5 protein-coding genes are annotated in these 23,820 nt (G+C 49.2%); 1 reads left to right on the top strand and 4 read right to left on the bottom strand.

Annotated features, from left to right (window positions below; genetic code table 11):
- Positions 1 to 55: 55 nt before the first annotated feature.
- The 3 genes from PQG66_RS20990 to PQG66_RS20980 all read right to left on the bottom strand — a co-directional run bounded on the left by PQG66_RS20990 (position 56) and on the right by PQG66_RS20980 (position 3,765).
- Positions 56 to 1,768, bottom strand: coding sequence for a spore germination protein (locus PQG66_RS20990; RefSeq protein WP_272039775.1), 1,713 nt, complete (start codon positions 1,766 to 1,768; stop codon positions 56 to 58).
- A gap of 259 nt (positions 1,769 to 2,027) precedes the next feature.
- Positions 2,028 to 2,948: a methyl-accepting chemotaxis protein gene (locus tag PQG66_RS20985; protein ID WP_272039774.1), complete on the bottom strand. Its 921-nt coding sequence runs from the start codon at positions 2,946 to 2,948 to the stop codon at positions 2,028 to 2,030.
- Positions 2,949 to 3,321: 373 nt separating this feature from the next.
- Positions 3,322 to 3,765, bottom strand: coding sequence for a glyoxalase/bleomycin resistance/extradiol dioxygenase family protein (locus PQG66_RS20980; RefSeq protein ID WP_272039773.1), 444 nt, complete (start codon positions 3,763 to 3,765; stop codon positions 3,322 to 3,324).
- 108 nt (positions 3,766 to 3,873) lie between these two features.
- On the opposite strand from PQG66_RS20980, the gene PQG66_RS20975 reads away from it, so the two are divergent.
- Positions 3,874 to 4,839, top strand: coding sequence for a helix-turn-helix transcriptional regulator (locus tag PQG66_RS20975; RefSeq protein ID WP_272039772.1), 966 nt, complete (start codon positions 3,874 to 3,876; stop codon positions 4,837 to 4,839).
- 67 nt (positions 4,840 to 4,906) lie between these two features.
- Here the strand turns inward: PQG66_RS20975 and PQG66_RS20970 are convergent, their stop codons facing one another.
- On the bottom strand, positions 4,907 to 23,788 hold the full coding sequence (locus PQG66_RS20970; RefSeq protein WP_272039771.1) for a non-ribosomal peptide synthetase: 18,882 nt from the start codon (positions 23,786 to 23,788) through the stop codon (positions 4,907 to 4,909).
- Positions 23,789 to 23,820 lie beyond the last annotated feature (32 nt).

The following is a 23,820-nucleotide window of genomic DNA, read 5'->3' as shown; positions in this document are numbered from 1 at the left end:
CTCCAGATCTTCTATGAACTGTACCGAACGTTACGAAAATGCACTGTGAACGAAACTATTCCTTCCGATCTTCATCGATGGTATTCATCATGTCAGGACGTCTTCTCATCATATTAAGTGGTGCACGAATGATAAAATCTTTCCAATCACTCACATGATATGGAACAGCTGGCGAAATGTAAGGCACTCCGAAACTGGATAGTCGGGCTAGATGCGTACACACGAGTAAAAAGAACATGACCACACCGTACAATCCCATTACAGCGGCACTAAACATCGCAGCAAAGCGCAACAAGCGCAAAGTTAGTCCAGCACTATACACTGGAATCGTAAAGGATGAAATGGCTGTGACGGCTACAACAATGACTAGAAACTGACTGATAATACCTGCTTGTACTGCTGCCTGACCGATGATCAAACCCCCAACAATGCCCATCGCAGGCCCGATCGGTTTAGGCAAACGAATGCCTGCTTCCCTCAGAATCTCAATGGACAGCTCCATAATTAAAGCCTCTATAAGGGAAGGAAAGGGTACACCTGAACGTGTTTCAATAATCGTAAGCGCCAGTTTCGTCGGAATCAGACCTGGATGGAACGAAATAAACGATATATAGAGTGCTGGGGCAAGCAATGCTAACATAGCTGCCATAAATCGCAGAATACGAATGAACGTACTCGGAATCCAGCGTTCATAGTAGTCTTCCGGAGATTGGAGAAGCATACTGAATGTCACAGGGACAACGAGTACAAATGGAGTGCCGTCGAGTAAAATAGCTACATGTCCTTCTAGCAAGGCACCCATCACCCGGTCAGGTCTTTCTGTATTCAGAACTTGTTGAAAAGGGCTCAATGTATCATCTTCAATCAGCTGTTCGACATAACCTGATTCCAATATCGTGTCCATGTCGATACTCTTCACACGTTTCAGAACTTCGGCTACGAGTTTTGGATCAGCGATATCCATAATATAAGCAATAGCCAAGTCCTTTTTGATCCGGCTGCCCACTTCAAGTTTTTCAATAAACAGACTCTGATCTCTGCCATACCGTCGTAATACGCCTGTGTTGTTACTGAGCTCCTCTGTAAATCCAATTCGTGGCCCACGTAGTAACCCTTCGGATAACGGCTCATCAACGCCACGCGTTTTTAATCTGGCGGTTCCGATCAGCATAGCTTTCGGCATGCCATCCACTAATAGAGCATTTTTGCCTACGAGTACACCCACAGCAAGCTCTTGAAGAGATTGCGTTTCTTCAATCATGCTGACAGGGAGGATCTGATTTTTTAGATAGGTTGACAGAAAATCTGCTTGTTCAGCGTGAAGGAAACTTTCCTGTTTCAGTTCGGGTATGCCGACGGTCATCAACGGTTTTATCAAAAAATCATCCATCAGATCAGTATCGATAAGCCCTTCCGTATATACAATCGCTACTCTCGTATCCGTTCCTCTAATCGTAAATTCACGAATATGTACATCTGCGTTCTTCCCAACAGTTTCTCGAACCGTAATGAGATCCGTAGTATACGTTCCTGTTAGCTTGATATTGGCAAAATGTCCGGTTTCCTTTCCTGCTCCTACGCCAAGCTCAGCAGGTGAGAAATCTTTTGGTGAGGTCAGTATCTTCTTCTTATGTGAGAAGCTTCCACGCTTGATTGCATTATGAAGCCAGTTGGTCGTCACAAATATGATGATTGGCACAACAAGAACCATGATGGCCTGCGCCCATATCGTCCATTTGGGTATATAAGACACTATCGTTGACCACATACTCTTCCGCCTCCCATCTCAGCAAGATCAGACCCCAGGTTTCGGAATTATTGTGTCCCGTTTGCTCGTAAAAATTCCGTTATTTTGGTAAGTAATGCAAAAGATCGCTTTCTTACCGTTTCTATTGATGGAAAGTTTCGATTCTGAAAAATCGCTTTGGACACAAAAAAAACGATCCTGTAATACCCACAGAATCGTTATCCATATGCAGTCATTCTTCTTTTTACATGTAGCTATGATAATTTAAAACCTTTTTCTCTTACAAAATTCGAGTCACATGCTGTGCCTTATCATCAAGCATATAGGCAGCAGACGCAATCGTTTTAAAGTCCTGCAATGCAATTTCAATTCTATCGTGACTCTGCTGCACGTAATCCTCAACCTTTTTCGTACCATTCGTTATATTTGTAATCTCTTTGGTAATTCCCGTTACACTATCACGGATTTCATTGATTGAATTTTCCACCATAGATGACAATTTGCGCACTTCTTTCGCCACAATGTCGAATCCGCGCCCGAACTCTCCCGCATGAGCCGCCTCAATCGCTGCATTTAGCGCGAGGAGCTGGGTCTGAGAAGAGATCTCTCGAATCGTTCGCACCACACCTTGGATCGCACCAGCTTGTTCTTGAAGATGGGTTAATGTAGCTTGGTTGGCCGTCGATACTTCCGATATATAAGAAAAGCTGGATATTAGCTCGTGACTTCGTTCGATTCCCTCTCCCGCCTGCTCGTTCAACTTTTGGGATAATGCCTTCAATTCCTGAACAACGTTGGTTATATTATTTTGACGGTCGGTAATATCGGTTGCCATCTTGCACACGCCCAAAATCTTCTGATTTGACTCGTCATATATAGGCATGTACGTGGCTTCAAGCCATATCGATTGACCTTTCGCGTCCTTGCGCTCAATCTTGTCCTGAAAGCTTTCCCCATTGAATATACCTTTCCAGAACTCCTCATACGCCGGACTGTCTGCAAATGTATCAAAGCATAGTTGTTTATGCTGCATTCCATACATCTCTTCCTTGTTGTATCCCATCCTTGAAGCAAACACATCGTTTACGTATGTAACCCTGCGATTCAGGTCGAAACGAATAATTGCCAAGCTTTTCTCCATCGCCTTGACCACCAATTCGTCTGTAACCTGATCTTGCTCCCGAACCTCCAATAAAGACATCCCAATCCCCCACAATTCATCCAATAGGCTATAAATTTTATGAATTTAACAGATGATACAGAGTAATGACGTTTTTATATAGCATGACCCTGCAATCTATCTCAGTATATATACCCGTACTAAGGACCTTTGGATCACTCTTTCATGAATCCAGAGAATTATTTTTTTATATACATAAGTCTTCATTCTTAGGTAAGTACGGGCTTAGGGATTGATCTTACACTATTTAGAATCTTCTCGCTAGAACATAATTCACCATCTATGAGAAAAAGACCAGAATGACAAAAAAGACCAAGTTATGAATAATCATAACCTGCTCTTCTTCGGTAAACGGCAACCTCATATACACACGTAAATGTGCACCGTTCAAACGTTAGAAATCATGTACTGTCACACATAGCTGGATTACAACACCAAACGGATCACGGACGATCCCATATCCAGGACTGAACTCATTTTGTTCATAAGGCACAAGTACCCTCACCCCTTCATGTTTCAGTAGCGCCTCATAGAGTTGATCGATCTGACTCTGATCCCGCGATTGAACGCACAAGGACGCACTGTTCCCCAGCTCCCAAGGTCTCTCCGCATCCATTGCTTCCTCGCCAATCATGATTTTGTTCGCCCCGATCTCCAGCACCGAATGGGTGATGTACTCATCTTGGCCTGGGGGATACGTAAAACTAGGATTCATCTGATGCATTTCTTTATAGCTTTTTCGAAATAAGACCTTTGCCCCCAACGTCTTCTCGTAAAAGGCAATCGCGTCTGCCGCTTCTCCGTTCATTGAGAGAAAAGGAATAACCTCATAATTCATGTCATTTGCCTCCTTCATTAGTCTGTCTTACACTTACTACTATAACGATAAAAGGTGCCAATACATGGCACCATAAGAATGTATTCTGACGAAAAGGAGGACGATCCATTGAATAAAACAGAACGTTTACACCATATGCTTCGCTTTATCAATCAAAAACAACGGTTCACCCTGCCTGATTTAATGCAGGAGTTTCAAATATCCAAACGTACTGCATTACGGGATATTACATCTTTAGAAGAGATGGGTGCACCCATCTATGCCGAATATGGACGTTATGGTGGCTATCGGCTGCTTCAACAGATGCAGCTACCTCCAATCTCATTTAACACGGATGAGCTTCACGCCCTGTATTTCGCCATGCAGGCTCTTCGCAGCTTCTCCAGCTTACCTTTTCAGACAACATTTGATTCCGTTCATCAGAAATTTATGGCGGCCTTATCTGACCAGCAGCGAGAAAATATTCATCGTATGCAGCAACGTATCAGCTTTAAACATACTGAACAAATCAGGGACAGTTCCCATCTGGAGCTTGTATTACATGCTGCGGTTCAGCAAATGGTTATTCAGATTACATATCCTCACCAGAGCAAAAGTGTGAATCGTAACGTGGAAGTTCCCGTCTCCACTCGTATCATTCAGCCCATTACGCTATCCGCGAGTAAAGGATACTGGTACTGTCAGGCGTACGATCTGGAGAAAACAGCATATCGTGTGTTCCGCTGTGATCGAATCATTTCTGCTATTTTAACCAGTATCGAGCCTGTCGCTCACCTTGCTGACGAACAGAATGCACATCTCCAATCGTTGTGGAAACCTTCTGTACATGCAATTTCATTTCAATGCAGGATTAACGAGACTGGGATTGAGCAGTTTAAGCAAAATCACTATCCTTCCATGCGTATTGAAGAACAGAACGGCGTCCGCCTGCTCATCGGAACCTATGAGCCCCATGAGCTGGATTTCATTGTGAGTTATCTTGCAGGTTATGGCACGTCCATTCAGACTGTCGAACCAGATACGCTAAAGGATTCTTTGAAACAATATTATTTGAATTTAGTGGATCGTATATAGTAGAAGAAATAAAACACCCGGCAGGATGCATACCGCGAACAGTAGGCACCCAAACCGGGTAAGGGATTTAGAAAATAATATCAATAGCCTCTAGCTCATCTGATTCCTGTTCGGATTGTCCGCTCAGGTCAATATCCTTAAGCAACATCGAAGGTTGTTCGGTAATCTGATCGATGATTACCAGCAGATCCTGAGCGAAATTGTCAATCAGATTGCGTGTAAATAACTTGGTGGCATATTCGAATTGCCCGTTCATCCCCTCATCCAACATCGAAATGACCAGTGTTAGATCGAATGGGGAGACCGTTTGCGTTTCCGGGTAAGATTCAATCTGGATCTCTCCAAAACTTTGAACATTGTCTTCCTTCGTTTCCAGTGCAAACATGACATCAAATACAGGATTACGGCTCTGATCTCGCGATACCTGTACCTTTTTCACAAGCTCCTCAAATGGATAATCCTGATGCTCATATGCCCCTAGCATCGTTTCTTTCACTTCGTTTAAATACGCAAGGAACGTCTTCTCCCCGGACGGATAATGACGAATGGCTAATGTGTTGACAAACATTCCGATTAGTGGCTCTAGATCCGCATGCGTGCGACCCGACACCGGCATACCTACAATAAGATCCTCTTGTCCCGAGTACTTGCTGAGCAGGATTGAATAGGCAGCCGATAACACCATATAGAGGGTGGCACCATTCTCATCGGCGATATGTTGTAAGCTGTCGGTCGCCTGCTTGTCAATGCTGAACAGCAATACATCCCCCTCAAAGCTACGAATGGCAGGTCTGACAAAGTCGGTAGGCAGTTCAAGGATGGGCAGTTCGCCTTGCAACACGTCCAGCCAATAGGCTTCCTGACGTTTCAGCTGTTCTTTTACAGGTTCAGACTGCTGCCAAGCAGCGAATTCTTTGTATTGAATCCGAAGTGGTGCTAATGTCTCGCCGTTATACAGGCGCAACAGCTCTTCAACCAAGATTCCCATCGACATGCCATCTGTGACAATATGATGAATATCCAGCATGAGCAGATGTCGCTCTGTCTCCCATTCGACCAAGCCTACACGCAGTAACGGAGGCCGCTCCAAATCAAAGACACGCACAAAACTGTCTGCGATACTCTTCGTTTCACTTTCGGTAGCTTTCGTATACTCCACTGCAAATTCGATATCCGGATATATCCGTTGTACGGGTTCACCGTCGACCATCTCGAATCCGGTCCGCAAAATTTCATGACGAGCGATTAGTCCTTTGAGCGCAGTCTCAAATTGCTTCCGATCCAATCGCCCGACAAGAACTGTCATGCCCGACATATTGTAGTTAAGCTCTGCACCTTCCATCTGCTGCTGAATGTACAGCCGTTTTTGCACGGAAGACAGCGGGTAGTAGTCCCTTTTATCCAGAACCTTAATAGCAAAGTGTTCCTGGCGTTCCAAGTGACTAATTACTTCAGCCATCGCTTCAATCGTCGAGTGTCGGAACACATCCCGCAGCGGCAGGTTCACACTTAACTCCTTGTGCACCTTGCTGACCAGTGTGGTTGCTCGCAGAGAATGCCCGCCGAGATCGAAGAAGTTATCCGTCACACCAATTGTGACTGGTCCGAGCACGTCCTGCCAGATCGAAACCAGTTTTGCTTCCAGCTCAGTGCGCGGTGCAACGTATTCTCGTCCTCCACCAGCTCCCTCTTCGGGTGCCGGTAACGCCTTCCTGTCCACTTTTCCGTTTGGCGTTAGAGGTAAGCGATCCAGCTCCACGAAATATGACGGGATCATGTAACCTGGTAGCTCATTGGCAATAGTCCGTTTCAGCTCGGACACAGGCAGCTCATTATCCGTTGTGTAGTATGCACATAGTGATTTCTGTCCGTTTGCGTCACTTCGAACCAGCACAATGACTTCACGTACGCCCTCCACTCGCAGCATCTGCGACTCGATCTCCCCCGTTTCAATTCGGTAACCCCGAATTTTCGCCTGGTGATCGATCCGGCCAATGAAGTCCACGTTGCCGTCGTTCATCCACCGTGCCAAGTCTCCTGTACGATACAACCGCTCACCCTCGGCGAACGGGCTGTCCACGAATTTCTCTTCCGTCAATTCTAGACGATTCAAGTATCCACGGGCTACCCCAACTCCACCTATAACCAGCTCACCCAGTACCCCAACGGGCACCGGATTCAACTGCGCATCTACGATGTAGAATTTCGCATTCAACCAGGCTTTACCGATCGGTACATGCCCTGTCTGCGGCAGTTGCGTTACGGGCTCATCGTAGAAACTGGAGTCGATTGCCGCTTCCGTCACACCGTAGGCATTAATGATACGGAACAACGAACCGAATCGGTCCTGCAACGTGCGGTAATCCGCTACACTACAGCTGTCCGAGCTTGTGATAAGCAGTTCCATCTGGCTCAGATCCAGCCCTTGTTCGTACACATATTCCATGAACGGTACAATCAGTGCTGGCGTCGATTCGAAGATGGTTACTTGTTCCTGCTCGATCCAGTGGTGCAGGCGAGACGGATCAATCCGATCATCCTTCGGCACAATCACCATTGTGCCTCCGTTATACAGTGTACGGGCGATATCGCCCACGAACACGTCGAAGGAGAAGCTGGCGAGCTGCAACAATCGCACGGGGAACTGATCCAGTTTGTATTCTCGTCTATAACCCGCTGCCGTGTTCACCAGACTGCGGTGCTCAATCATCACGCCTTTGGGTTTCCCCGTCGTTCCCGACGTGTAGATCACATACGCCAAATCTTCTGGACGGGCTTCGTGGAAGCTGCTTATGTTGCCCACAACATGTGGATGACTCGCAGCACTCGTATATCCGGCATCCACAGCACCCGTCGGATTCCCGGAGACCATACCAGACCCCTTCAATGTATTCACCCGTTCCTCACTGTACGAGGCTTCATCGTCCAGATACAGCACCGTTGCCAGTGCCAGCTCTTCTTCGCCAAGCCAGGCTTCTGCACGCTCCCGCAGTGGCGTTTGTGTCAGCAGCACCTTCGCTCCGCTGTCTTCGAGCATGAAGCGCACGCGGTCTGCCGGATAATCCGGGTCAAGCGGGACATAGGCTCCGCCCGCTTTCCAGACCGCCAGCACAGCGACCAGCAAGTCCACCGAACGCTCGGCGAGAATACCGACGAGGGTCTCCCGGCCGATGCCACTTGCGCGCAGTGTTGCCGCCAAGCGGTTCGCCCGTTCGTTCAGCTCCGCGTATGTCAGCCGGTCGTTCTCGTACACAACAGCCTCCGCTTCCGGTGTGAGTTCTGTCTGTTCCTCGAACAAGCGGTGGAATGCAACCGCTGGAACAGCGTCTGTTCCCGAATGTAATGGATTAAATGTGCCAAGAATCTGCTCTTTTTCCGCTGGTGTTAACATGTCCAGTTCGGCAAGAGTCGCGGATGGGTTGCGGAGAATAGATTCAAGTAACTGCAAGTAGTGAGCAGCCAATTTCTCCACCGTTTCCGTTTTATAGAGAGCTGTGGCATATTCAAATAAATACTCCAATCCATCCTCAATCTCCGTAACATCCAAGCTGAGATCGAACTTAGAAACCATTTCTTCACTGGCATACGTCGACAGATGCAGTCCAGGAAGCTCGATGGCCAAATTCTCTGTATTTTGCACAGCAAACATCGTATCAAATAGTGGATTGCGGCTTAAATCGCGCGTTATGTTAACCTTATCCACCAGTTCCTCAAACGGATAATTCTGATGCTCAAAAGCCCCCAGCGTCGTTTCCTTGACCTCCTTCAAATAGTCAAGGAACGTCTTATTAGCCGCCGGATAGCTACGAATGGCCAAAGTATTGACGAACATTCCAATCAACGGCTGAACGTCACTATGATTTCTTCCCGCAATCGGCGTACCGACCACCACATCTTCTTGTCCTGTATACTTCTGTAATAATAGGGTATATCCAGCGAGCAGAACCATATAAAGCGTTGCGCCATTCTCGGCAGCAAGTTGTTTTAGAGCTTGGCTCTGTTCACTATTCATAAACATTTGCAGTGTACGGCCTTCATAGCTCTGGATCGCCGGGCGTGGATAGTCTGTCGGCATTTCCAGCACTGGTAGCTCTCCGTGGAACATGTTAAGCCAGTAAGCTTCTTGCTTGGCAAGCTGAGCCTTCTGTTCGTCCGATTGCTGCCATACCGCATAATCTTTGTATTGAATGCGGAGCGGCTCCAGTGACTGCCCACTGTACAAACGCACGAACTCTTCGATCATGACGTCCATCGAAACACCATCAGATACAATATGATGTGTATCAAACATCAGAATATGCCGATCTGGGGACAGTTCAGCAAGACCTACCCGCAGTAGAGGTGGCTTCGCCAAATCAAACGGACGAACGAATTGACGTACCGTTCCTTCTGCCTGCTCCTCGCTGATCTGCACATATTCCACCTGAAATTCTGCTTCTTCGTGAATCCGTTGAACCGCTTCACCATGTAGCATCTCAAAGCCAGTACGTAACGTTTCATGACGAGCTACCAGTCCTCGAAACGCTTCTTCAAACCGTTGTCGGTCAATCTTGCCTTCGAGCATCATAGCTCCAGGTATGTTATAGCTCAGCTCGCCTCCTTCCAGCTGGTTCAAAATATAGAGACGTTTCTGAGCGGAAGAGAGCGGATAATACTCACTAGGTTCCGCAACCGGAATAGCCGTAAACGAACCGATCTCCATACGCTCTATAGCCGAAGCCATATCCTCAACGGTTGAGTAGTTGAATACGTCGCGAAGCGGGAATTGGATGCCTAGCTCCTTATGCATTTTGCTCACCAGCGTTGTCGCTCGCAAGGAATGTCCACCAAGATCGAAGAAGTTGTCCGTTACCCCTACCGCCTTCTCGCGAACAAGAACTTCCTGCCAAATGGCGGCCAGCTTGGTCTCTAGTTCAGTACGCGGTGCCACATATTCGCGCCCTCCACGTGCATCCTCTTCCGGTGCCGGGAGTGCCTTACGGTCAATTTTGCCGTTTGGTGTAAGAGGTAAGTGTTCAAGTTCGACAAAATACGATGGAATCATGTAGCCCGGTAGCTCATTTGCGATTGCACGTTTCAAGTCTGCCACGGTTAATCCTTCTACCGCTGTATAATAGGCGCACAACACTTTCTGACCTTCATGATCTTCTCTGACAACGACAACCGTTTCCTTCACTTCATCTACACTCCGTATCTTTGCTTCAACTTCCCCTGTCTCAATCCGGTAGCCCCGAATTTTCGCCTGATTATCGATCCGGCCAATGAAGTCCACGTTGCCATCGTTCATCCACCGTGCCAAGTCTCCCGTACGATACAACCGCTCACCCTCGGCGAACGGGCTGTCCACGAATTTCTCTTCCGTCAATTCTGGACGATTCAAGTATCCGCGTGCTACCCCAACTCCACCTATGACTAGCTCACCCAGTACCCCAACGGGCACCGGATTCAACTGCGCATCTACGATGTAGAATTTCGCATTCAACCAGGCTTTGCCGATCGGTACATGCCCTGTCTGCGGCAGTTGCGTGACGGGCTCATCGTAGAAACTGGAGTCGATTGCCGCTTCTGTCACACCGTAGGCATTAATGATGCGGAACAACGAACCGAATCGGTCCTGCAACGTGCGGTAATCCGCTACACTACAGCTGTCCGAGCTTGTGATGAGCAGCTCCATCTGGCTCAGATCCAGCCCTTGTTCATACACATATTCCATGAACGGTATAATCAGTGCTGGCGTCGATTCGAAGATGGTTACTTGTTCCTGCTCTATCCAGTGGTGCAGGCGAGCCGGGTCAATCCGATCATCCTTCGGCACAATCACCATCGTGCCTCCGTTATACAGTGTGCGGGCGATATCGCCCACGAACACGTCGAAGGAGAAGCTCGCGAGCTGCAACAATCGCACAGGGAACTGATCCAGCTTGTATTCCCGTCTATAGCCCGCTGCCGTGTTCACCAGACTGCGGTGCTCGATCATCACACCTTTGGGTTTCCCCGTCGTTCCCGACGTGTAGATCACATACGCCAGATCTTCTGGACGGGCTTCATGGAAGCTGCTCATGTTGTGATCCACATTCGCCCGTTCCTCACTGTACGAGGCTTCATCGTCCAGATACAGCACCGTTGCCAGTGCCAGCTCTTCTTCGCCAAGCCAGGCTTCTGCATGCTCCCGCAGTGGCGATTGCGTCAGTAGCACCTTCGCTCCGCTGTCTTCGAGCATGAAGCGCACGCGGTCTGCCGGATAATCCGGGTCAAGCGGAACATAGGCTCCGCCCGCTTTCCAGACCGCCAGCACAGCGACCAGCAAGTCCACCGAACGCTCGGCGAGAATACCGACGAGGGTTTCCCGGCCGATGCCACTTGCACGCAGTGTTGCTGCCAAGCGGTTCGCCCGTTCGTTCAGCTCCGCGTATGTCAGCCGGTCGTTCTCGTACACAACAGCCTCCGCTTCCGGTGTGAGTTCTGTCTGTTCCTCGAACAAGCGGTGGAATGCAACCGCTGGAGCAGTTTCTGATTCCGACTGCGCCGCTGGATTAAATGTGCCGAGAATTTGCTCTTTCTCTGCTGCTGTCAATAACTCCAACTGCTTCACACAGATGTTAGGATTAGCTGCAACTTGCTCCAGTGCCCGAGCAAAATGGCCGTGAATCAATCGGATATCTTCCTCGCTGAATGTTAGCGCATTGTACGTAAACCGCAGCAACATATGATCTTCCGGAATGACGGTAATGTCCAGGTCATAATTCGTTTGCTCCGGTGAGCGGATATTAGCGATTTTCAGCGCTTCATGATCCCCACCGACAACCTGCTCAATCTGTTCTTCCATCGGATAATTTTCAAAGACCATAATATGATTGATTAATTCGCGTTTTTGCTCACTCAGGGACTGAATTTCGAACAGTGGATAGGTCTCATACACGCCTGATGCCAGCGCTTGATCCTGAGTTTTTCGCAAGATAGAAGCGATCGTCTCTTCAGCTTTTCCCTGAATGCGAACCGGGATCGTATTAATAAATAAGCCGATCATGCTCTCGATACCCGGAATTTCTGCCGGACGCCCGGACACTACAGAGCCGAACACGACATCCTCACTGCTATTGTATATCTGCAGAACCAGACCCCACACGGTCTGCATGAACGTATTAATTGTCACCTGCTGCTGGCGTGCCACTCGCTCGATTTGTCCGGTCAACTCCTTGGTCAGTTCCACGTCAATTTCGGCTGCTTCAAAAGCACCCTGCTTCAGCTGTCTTTTCGCCTGAGGCAGATTGGTCTGCTGATCATATCCCGCCAAATACGCTGACCAGTAACGCGAAGCTTTAGCAGCATCTTGAGCTTCCAGCCATTCGATATACCGAGAGTACGAGGTAACTGGAGGGAGCTCCAGCGACCGTTGCTCCTGAATCGCAAAGTAGGTGTCGAACACTTCCTTGATCATAAAGGACATGCACCAACCGTCCATCAATATATGATGGTGGCTCCAGATCACATGGTAGGACTCATCACCCGTACGCAAAACGGTCACTCGCATCAGAGGGCCCTGAGCCAAATCAAACTTGTTCGCTTTATCCGCACGAACGAATTCAGCTATCGTCTTCTCCGAGTCTTCGCTGCCTACTGAACGAATATCCTCGAAGTGCACTTCACACTTGCGTTCACGGAATACCACCTGAATCGGCTCGTCTCTCCAGCCAGTAATATAGTTCGTACGAAGTGCCTCATTGCGCTGCACCAGCGTATCCAATCCCTTCGTGAACGCTTCAACATTCAGGCTGCCGTACAAATCAAAGGTTACCTGTTCGAAGTAAGCTTCTGAATCGACATCCAGCAGGCTATGGAACAACATCCCTTTTTGCAGTGGAGTCAGGTTATATACATTTTCCATTTCGCCGAGTGCTGCCGTTTGTTCAGCCAGCTGGTCCAATTCCTCCACCGTTACCCCCTGAAGCAGTACGTCGCTAGGTGTAAGCTCTGGCTTCTCCTTCGAAACACAATGGCTGATGACTTCACTCAAGCTTGATTGAAGCAGGCTTCCCAGGCGCTCTATCGTTTCTCGCTTATATTGAGTTTCTCCATAACGGATCGTGAGTTCTAACTCGCCCTCCGATATCATTCCATTCATATCGAGGACAAAATCCATCACTGCATTCGGGCTTGAATCAGAGCCAGAACTGAACGGAGACGGCTGCGAACCGCTACTTTCGTAATCCTGGTCGAACTGACCCAGATAGTTAAAGCTAATCTCCGGTTCCAAATCGAAACATTGACCAGCCCGTGGAGTGGACAAATAACGCAAGATGCCGTACCCGATGCCTTTGTTCGGAATGTTGCGCAAGCTTTCCTTCACTTGTTTCACCTGATGACCAAGCGTCTGAGCATGACCCTGCTCCAATACAACAGGGAATTGGCTTGTGAACCAGCCTACTGTACGTGTAATGTCCACATCCGGCAAAAGATCTTCCCGGCCGTGCCCTTCAAGATTGACCAGCACGCGGTCATGACCACTCCAAGCTTGTACCGCTCTACCAAGTGCGGTCAGCAACAGATCGTTCATTTCCGTATGGTAAGCACGATGTGCCTGTTTCAACAGCTGTTCGGTTTCCGCTACCGACCAGCGAACAGTAACAACGTCGCTGTCCTTCAGACTGGATCTACCTTGTTCAAAATCTTTAGGAAGCGGTTCGTAGCTCAATTGCTCGATATCCTGCCAGAACTCTCTTTCCCTATCCATCACTGTGCCGTTTGCATAATCAGCGAGCTGTTTCGCCCACGTTTGGAATGAATCCGTTTTGAGCGGCAGACGAATCGGTTGCCCTTGCAGTGCCTGCTCATAACCAGTAGCAAAATCCTCAAGCAGAATTCGCCAGGATACCCCGTCTACAACCAGATGATGAATGGCGATGAGCAGATGGTCTCCTTCTGGACAGCGGAACAAGCCGAGCTTCACTAGCGGGCCGTTTTTCAGATCAATGCTCGCTTGAATATCATTTGCCTTAGCCTCTATCCGTTCGCTCACATTGTGGACTCCATTGAAATCAACAACTTCCAGATCGAACAGGGCTTCATCCTCCCCAGCGCCGCGGTTCCAAGCCGTATATCCATTCTCCGTTTGACAATAAACCGTACGAAGAGCATCGTGATGCACAACAAGCTGATGCACCGCTTTACGTACAGCTTCTTCATCATAACCGTGCTTGGAAAACTGCATGAACGCCTGGTTGCTATGATGCACATCGATAGGCTTTTGTTCAAAGAACCAGCGTTGAATCGGGGTCAGAATGACCTTTCCCGTCACTTCAGCCTGACTTGCTGTCTTCTCCACCTTCTGCAGCTGCAAACTAAGGGTGGCGATCGTCGGATAATGGAATAAATCTTTCATGACCAGCTTGTATCCCGTTTGTAGAAGACGAGATGAGACTTGCAGAGCTTTGATCGAATCCCCACCGAGTGCAAAGAAATTGTCCTTCGTACCGACTTGTTGCACACCTAGTACTGACTGCCAGACCGACACAAGTGCTTGTTCGGCAGGAGTACGGGGCGCTGTGTATTCAGTCTCTGTACGAATACTCCCTTCCGGCACAGGCAGTGCTTTACGGTCGATCTTTCCGTTCGGAGTAAGCGGCATTTGATCCAAGCGCATGATGCGAGAAGGCACCATATGAGTAGGCAACACCGCATCCAGATGAGATACAAGCCCATGCAGATCAAAACTGAAATCCGCTACGACATACCCGCATAAATATTTCTGCCCCCGCTCGTCTGTCCGATCCATAACAAGGGCCTGACGCACGTCAGTAACGTTTTTCATAGCCGATTCTATCTCTCCGAGTTCGATCCGGTAGCCGCGAATTTTAACCTGGTTGTCGATCCGACCGATAAAATCCACGTTGCCATCTGGCATCCAGCGTGCCAAGTCCCCTGTTCGATATAGCCGTTCTCCAGCAGTGAACGGACTTTCTACAAATTTCTCCGCCGTCATATCCGGGCGGTTCAAATAACCGCGGGCTACACCCACACCGCCGATAACTAGCTCCCCCAGCACTCCAATAGGTACCGGCTTCAGATTTGCATCCACAATATAGAACTTGGCGTTCAACCACGCTTTCCCGATTGGCACGCTGCCCATCTTCGGCAACTTCTCCAACGGCTCGTCATAGAAGCTGGAGTCAATCGCCGCTTCCGTTACGCCGTAGCTGTTAATAATACGGAATTGTGAACCAAAGCGCTCTTGTAAAGTGCGGTAATCCGCTACGCTGCACGCATCCGAACTTGTAATCAGTAACTGCATCGAGCTGAGATCCAGACCCTCGGCATGCACATGCTCCATGAACGGTACAATTAGTGCTGGAGTGGATTCAAACACCGTTATAGCATAATCACGAATCCAGCTGTAAAGGCGTGTTGGATCAATGCGGTCGTCCTTCGGCACGATGACCATCGTTCCCCCGTTGTACAGCGTCCGGGCAATATCGCCAACAAATACATCGAACGAGAAGCTGGCGAGCTGCAAAAGCCGGACTTGGAACTCATTCAGGCGATATTCTCGTCGATAGCCCTCCGCCGTGTTCACTAGACTACGGTGTTCCACTGCCACACCTTTCGGACGACCTGTTGTACCAGAGGTATAGATAACGTACGCTAAATCGCTCGGCTTGTTCACATTTGCCGGGTTCAATGCAGAATCTACCGTCAGTCGGGTCTCCTCGGCTTCTACCGTTGCAGAGGATTCGAGAGCAGCCTTTTCCGTTTCTGCTTGCGCCAAGGATTGCATACCCACAGCCGTTTCCACGGCTCCGAGGTTGTATGTTGAAGCGTCGTCAAGCGCCAGCACCATCTCCAGCACTAGAGCTTCATCGCAGCGCCAAGCTTCTGCTTGCCCCATCAGGCGAGTCTGCGTAAGCAGCACCGATGCCCTGCTGTCCGCAAGCATGTACTCGATCCGTTCTGCCGGATAATCGGGGTCAAGCGGGACATAAGCGCCACCCGCTTTCCATACAGCAAGTACCCCGATCAACAGCTCCACCGAACGATCGGCTAGAATGCCAACCACCTGCTCAGGTTTCACCCCGTGCGATCGCAATGCATACGCCAATTGATTTGCTTTGGCATTCAGCTCTGCATACGTCAGCTTGCTATCTTCGTAGACAACTGCAAGTACTTCTGGGGTACGCTCCACCTGTTGCTCAAACAGCTCGTGGAATGTTTTCTCTCTCCACAATTCATGCGTCTCCAAGCTTGTACCCTCTGTGGTGGATTGTTTCGCGAGAGCCAAGGACGACACGTCGAATCCAACCAACAGATCATGCTGTTCGTTTTCCGTCAAGAAATTCAGATCTGCTATCCGCGCTTCTGGCTGAGACAGGATTGACGCCAAAAGCTGCTCATAATGTCCCGCAAAACGTACCATCGTTTCGGGTCTGAATAATGAAGTAGCGTACTCAATCTTGCAAACCAACTCGTGTTTCGTTTCAACAATATCCAAGCTAAGATCAAACTTCGCCGTCTTTTCTTCGATGTCGAACAACGACCATTGCAAGCCTTCCAGCGTTAAATCCAGGCTTTCGTGTTTCTGCAAAGAAAACATCGTATCAAACAGCGGATTGCGGCTTAAATCCCGGCTCACCTGAATAGATTCTACCAGTTCCTCAAACGGATAGTCTTGGTGCTCGTAAGCGCCAAGCGTCGTTTCCTTCACGACCTGCAAGTAATCTAAAAATGTCCGCTCCCCTGCAGGATTCAAGCGAAGAGCCAGCGTATTAACGAACATACCGATAATTGGCTGTAAGTCATTGTGGGAACGGGCAGCAACTGGCGTGCCAATGATGATATCTTCCTGTCCTGCGTATTTATGCAGCAAAACGGAATACGCAGCTAGCAGAAGCATGTACAGCGTTGCCTCCGTATCCCCTGCGAGGCGTTTCAGCGCTTCACTCTTCTCAGCATCTAGCGTAAATGTGAGCGTCTGACCGTCAAATTGCTGAACAGCTGGACGCGTGAAGTCGAGGGGCAGCTCAAGAACCGGAAGCTCGGAGCTGAATACTCCGCGCCAGTATTCTTCCTGTTGTCTGATCTGCTGCTGTTGCTCCTCGGATTGCTGCCAAACGGCATAGTCCTTGTATTGAATCCGCAGCTCGGGTAATACTTCTCCATTGTAAAGTTGTACAAATTCACGCAGCAGCACGTCCATGGATAGGCCATCGGAACATATATGATGCATATCCAATGCGAGCAGGAATTTCTCATGTTCCAGTTCGATCAGGAGTGCGCGCAGCAAAGGCGGCTGGCTTAAATCAAAAGGCTGAATGAAGTCTTCAAAAATAGCTGTAATCTGATCTTCACTTGCCTGAATCTTTTTAACCTTGAAATCCACATGAGAATGGATACGTTGAACCGGTTCCCCGTTTATAATTTCAAAACTGGTACGCAGCATGTCATGACGGGTCATCAATGTATTCAGCGCTTGTTCCACTCTGGTCTCATCCAACTCTCCTTCTAATTGCAACGCGCTTGGGAGGTTGTAATTCAGCTCCAAACTATCCAGTTGGTGCAGGACGTACAGTCTTTTTTGTGCAGAAGAAACCGGGTAGTAGTCTTTTCCCTCTGCTTTTGGAATGAAAATATGTTGCGTTTCCTCCAGACGGGATATAGCCTCGGCCATCGCTTCTACCGTCATATAGCGGAATACATCTCGCAGTGGAAGTTCAACGTTCATCTCCTTCCGAATTTTGCTGACAAGGCTCGTCGCCCGCAAGGAATGACCTCCAAGCTCGAAGAAATGGTCCAGAACTCCAATGCCGGAATAACCGAGCACTTCCTCCCAGATCTTCACGAGCTGAGCCTCCGTCCGGTTACGCGGCGCGACGTATTCAACGCCCGTTGCCATGCCAACTTGGGGCTCAGGTAGCACTTTACGATCCACTTTGCCGTTGGATGTCAGCGGCATACGCTCCAATTGTACAAAATACGACGGGATCATATACCCCGGCATCCCCTTAGCCAGAGATGCTCTCATTTCGCTGACTGTCATTGTTCGATCCGCCACAAAGTAAGCGACAAGCGCCTTCTCTCCTCCTTCGTCCTGACGGGCGAGCACCACCGCTTCTTCCACACCATTGATGTTTAGAAGCTGTGTCTCGATTTCGTCCAGCTCGATCCGGTACCCGCGGATTTTCACCTGGTGGTCGATCCGGCCCAGATATTCGATGTTACCGTCCGGCAACCAAGCGGCCAGGTCACCTGAGCGGTACAGTTTCTCTCCCTCTGCAAAAGGGGAATCGACGAACTTCTCCGCTGTTAGATCTGGACGGTTCAGGTATCCTCTGGCCAATCCTTCCCCGGCCACATACATTTCTCCCGCTACACCAATGGGTACAGGACGGCGGTTTTCATCCAGAACGTATACACTCAGCGTCGGAATCGGCTTACCGATATTGCTCTTCGCCGCTTCTATTTCAACCCACGTAATCTCCTTATATGTCACGTGAACCGTTGTCTCAGTAATGCCGTACATATTGATCAGCTTTGTCTCCGGGTACTTCGTCTTGAAGCCCTTGAGCAGCAGTGGACTGAGCGCTTCGCCTCCGAAGATGATGTTTCGTATCTGCAGATTTTGCTGGTGATCCCCCAAAGCTTCACGCAGTAGCTGATAGAAGTACGTTGGCGTCTGATTTAAAATCGTGACCTGTTCACGGCTTAACAGCGCCAGAAAATCAGCTGGATTTTTTGCTGTGAGCGGTGGAACAATGACCAGCTTGCCTCCATACAACAACGCTCCGTACATCTCCCAGACGGAGAAATCAAAGCAAAACGAGTGGAACAGCGTCCACGTGTCGGACGGCCCGAAGTCGAACAGGTTTTTGTCGTTAAACAGGAGGCGCACAACGTTTTTATGCTCGATCAACGTTCCTTTCGGTTTTCCCGTCGTTCCTGACGTGTAGATGACATAGGCCAGGTTTTCCGGTCCGGAAACCGGCTCCAGGTTGGATGCATCCAGTGCACCTGCCGAGTTGGCGCCAATGTCTCCCCATACGTAATCATCCAACTCAAGGCGTGTTCCAGCAAAATCCGTCTTTTCATGCAGATGCTTTTGAATCAGCAACAACGGTGCACCTGAATCCTCAATCATGAAACGGATGCGTTCCTCAGGGTAGTCAGGATCAACAGGCACGTAGGCACCGCCTGCTTTGAGAATCGCCAAAATACCAACGACCATATCAAGCGAACGTTCAGCCAGAATGGCTACCAGTTGATCGGCTATAACTCCCTTTTCTCGTAACCTCCGTGCTAGCCGGTTGGCTCTCTCGTTCAGCTCACGGTAGCTCATCTGATACTCATTCATGATGGCCGCCACGTTGTCTGGGTAAAGTTCCGCCTTCTCCTCAAACAATCCATGAATCGTTTGCTGCCGCGGGTAGTTGGCCTGCGAATCGTTGAAACCGCTCAGTAGCGCGCTAACTTCTTCCTCGGTGAGCATATCCAGCGAGGCTATGTCCCTGTCCGGTGCCGCTGTGATGGTACCTAACAGTTTGTCATAATGTCTGGCGAACTGTTCTGCAGTCTCCTGTCTATACAGCGCTGTGGCGTACTCCAGTCGGCATTCGAGCTCACCGTCCAGCTCTGAAATATCCAGAAGCAACTCGAACTTGGATGTTCGGTTTTCCAGCGGGTAGAACGATTGCTCCAGCCCCTCAATGACAATTTGTTCATTCTCCGTATTTTGAAGAGAGAAAAACGTATCAAAGAGCGGATTCCGACCCGTTGCGCGTGGGATTTGAAGACTTTCCACCAAGTCCTCGAACAAATAATTTTGGTTCTCAAAAGCACCAAGTGTGATGTCCTTTATTTCTTCCAGGTACGAAAGATACGCCTTGGAACGCTCCGGACGACTACGTATAGCCAGCGTATTAATAAACATCCCTACAATGGGTTGCACTTCTTCTTGTGTTCTCCCGGCAATCGGCGTTCCTACGATCAGATCTTCTTGACCCGAATATTTGTGCATAAGGATGGAGTAAGCCGACAGCAGCACCATATACAGGGTTGTTCCCGTCCGTGCCGCCAGCTCTTTCAGCATCTCCGTCCGCTCTTTTTCGATGTAAAACTTCACAGTCCGACCCTCAAAGCTCTGCACCGCAGGCCGTGGGAAGTCCGTCGGCAATTCCAAAACTGGCAACTCACCCGAGAGCTGTCTCAGCCAATACTCCCTCTGCGGCTGAAGCAACTGCGCGTAAGATTCGGAATGCTGCCAAACAGCATAATCTTTGTATTGAATATGTAGTGGAGGCAACTCCTCCCCCCGATACAAGCGGCTGAATTCATCGAAAAGAAGTGCTGTCGAAATACCGTCCGAGACGATGTGGTGCATATCGAACAGCATAATGTGACGATCCTCGGCGATTTCAATGAGACCAATACGGAGAAGTGGCGGCTTGGTCAGATCAAACGGGCGATAATAGGCTTCCACCACTTGATCCAATTCCCGCTCGCTTGCCTGAAAATAATCGACAGCAAACTCCACCTCGTCATAGATGCGCTGAACAAGATCGCCCTGAACCTGTTCAATCCCGGTACGCAGCGTCTCATGACGCCGAATCAGAGCCTGAAACGCATGCTGGACGCGTGTATGGTTCAACTTGCCTTCGAGAAGAAGCGCTGCCGACATATTGTAGCTGCGCTCGGCTCCGTCGAGCTGACGCAAAACGTACAGACGCTTTTGCTCAGACGAAACCGGATAGTACTCGGCCTCATCTACCTTTGTAATCTCATATGTCTCCTGCTGCCTTAAACCGCGGATTCTTTGGGCCAGCTGTTCAATCGTGGTGTAGCGAAAAACGTCTCGCAGCGGAATTTCGACTTGCAGTTCTTTCCGAATCTTCGAGACCAGTGAGGAGGCTCGCAAGGAATGACCACCCAGTTCAAAGAAATCATCCTGCACCCCAACTTGCGCAATACCTAGCACCTGCTGCCAAATGAGAGCAAGTCTTGTTTCCAGTGTCGTCCGAGGAGCCACATACTCACGTCCTACTTCCACCTCTTCAGTTGGTTCAGGCAAAGCTTTACGGTCGATTTTGCCGTTCGGTGTGAGCGGAAGTTTATCGAGAGACACCAGTCGAGCGGGAATCATATGCGCAGGCAGCTCTTGCTTTAGTTGGGACCGTAGATCGCTCAGCTGCAAGGTAGCATCCGCTGCTACGTAGCCACACAGATACTTTTGTCCCTGCTCATCCGTACGGTCAATCACCACAGCCTGCTTGACGCCCGGGAATTGCAGAAGGGCCGTTTCAATTTCGCCGAGTTCAATTCGGAACCCGCGAATCTTAACCTGATAGTCGATCCGGCCAATGAAGTCGACGTTGCCATCTTCCAGCCAGCGGGCCATATCGCCTGTCCGATACAGACGTTCGCCCGGCACAAACGGGTTCTCAACAAACATCTCAGCGGTTAGATCGGGGCGCTTCCAGTACCCACGCGCTACACCGGCACCACCGATGACAAGCTCTCCCGGAACCCCTACAGGAACCAGATTTAAGGCAGCATCGACAATGTAAAACCGGGCATTCAGCCAAGCCTTTCCAATCGGCACATGCCCCGACGGTGGTAGCTTATCCAGCGGCTCATCGTAAAAACTGCTGTCAATAGCCGCTTCGGTAACGCCATAGCTATTGATGATGCGGAATTGCCCACCGAATCTGGTCTGTAGCAATCGGTAATCGGCGACACTGCAAGCATCTGAGCTGGTAATTAGCAACTGCATGGAGCTAACATCCAGCTCTTCTTCATAAATATGCTGCATGAACGGCAGGATGAGCGCAGGCGTTGATTCAAATAACGTAATGTCTTGATCCTGAATCCAGCCATATAAGCGATCCGGGTCAATCCGATCATCCTTCGGCACAATCACCATCGTACCTCCGTTATACAGCGTCCGCGCGATGTCTCCGACAAACACGTCAAACGAGAAACTCGCTAGCTGAAGCAGCCGCACGGGGAACTGGTCCAATCGGTACTCGCGACGATATGCATCCGCCGTATTCATGAGACTCCCGTGCTCGATCATGACACCTTTCGGACGTCCGGTCGTTCCTGAGGTGTAGATCACATAAGCCAAGTCTTGAGGTGCACTGTCGGCAGATTCAAACTTTATGCCATCGGCAGTCTCGTTATAAATCATTTCATCATCCATGGCAAAGACACCTTGGAGATTCAATCGGTCATCGGCTAACCACACTCCGGCCTGCTCCAACAGATGTTGCTGCGTAAGCAGTACCGATGCTTCACTATCGCTCAGCATATACTCAATTCGCTCTGCCGGATAATCAGGGTCCAGCGGTACATAGGCTCCTCCAGCCTTCCAAACGGCGAGCACTCCGATAAGCAGTTCCACTGAACGCTCCGCCCAGATTCCCGTAATCGTCTCTCTCCCAACGCCCTGTGCGCGGAGGAGAGCAGCCAGTTGATCGGATCGCTTGTTTAATTCGCCATAAGTCAGCTGTTTATCCATATAAACAACGGCAGGATGATCGGGAATTTCCTGTGCGAACTTTTCAACATATCGATGAAACGCTTTTCCCTCGCTCAGTTCTGCAATCGGTGGGTTAAAAACGCCTAGAATACGCTGTCTCTCCTGCTCACTCAATAGAGAAATCTCGCGTACCGTCATTTCAGGAGTATGAAGAAACTGGTCCAGAACGGTTACATACTGTTCCATAATCCGATCGATCTCGACCTTCTCAAACAAGTCGGTACGGTAGGAAGCGTGGAGAATGACATGGCCCTCATTCAGCATATGATCGAAGCGCAATAACAAATCGTCCATCTCATGTCTAGCAAAGTGAGCCTCCAGACGTACTTTGAGTTCGTCGTACTCCACAATGTTTAAAGGCAAATACTCCAGGGACGTACGGAACAGCTCCGAAAGATCGTTGCGGCCATGTTGTTCACGTAAGTCCTGGATCAATTGATTATAAGGATATTTCTGATACCGCAGATCTGCCGTATTTTCCTTGGAAACCGTCTGGATTAAGGAGAGCAGGTGTCCGTCTGGATTCAGATGAATCCGTGTAGCCACGGTGCTGACGAACATTCCGATGGTTTCTTTTTCCTTTTTGCTGGTCCGATTGGCGAAAACGGTACCTACTGGAACATCGGTGCTGTCGGTCAGCTTGTATAGTAAGACATACATAGCGGACAAAAATAACGTATATAAGCTGACCTGATACTGTTCGCTGAAGGTAAGTATGCGTTCATACCGGGAACCGTCCAATGTGATAGCCAGTTTATTGGAATCACTGCCAACGGAGAAGGGTGGTACGGGTTTCATGCCGGTCGTTTCAGGCAAGGTGCTGTACTTCGTCAGCCAGTATTCCTTCCCTTTTTGATAACGCTGTGATTGCTCATATTCTTGTTCTGCAGAAATATAATCCAAATAGGAAGGAACCTGAGTATTGCCGGAGATGTTTCTGCCACTGCGCAGCTCCAAATATTTTTCCATCACAGCATGCAGCAGAGCATTAACAGACAAGCCATCGGCGATGATATGATTTATCGTCAAATTAAGCCACACGTGACTGTTGGCAAAATGAATAATGGTAAATTGGTGGAGGTGTTCGTCGAACACGCTGACCGGCTTCTCGGTTACTTCTTTTACCCATGTATAAAATTGTTCGGTTGTGCCTAATTCGAGGTGGCTTATCCTCGCTTGCACATTCTCCGGTTCTTCAAACCACTGCGTTGGATTTTGCAGTTCCCCATCGATACGGATGCGGAAGGCGTCATAGGTTTTGACGATCTCTGCTGCTGCTTGCTCTAGAAGCTGTGTGTCAATCTCACCCGTAATTTGGTATGTTGCGGAAAGCATCGTGATGGACGTACCCGGATTCATAATTTCCATAAACCATATTCGGCGCTGGGCTTGCGTTAATCCGTATTGCTTGCTGGTATTCTCTCTCACATCGACACACTCCCGTTTTAGAGATTGTTTGT

Source organism: Paenibacillus sp. JJ-100 (assembly GCF_948329825.1).
GTDB lineage: Bacteria > Bacillota > Bacilli > Paenibacillales > Paenibacillaceae > Paenibacillus.
Note: the sequence above shows the minus strand (reverse complement) of the source record. Positions and strands in the feature narration are given on the sequence as shown.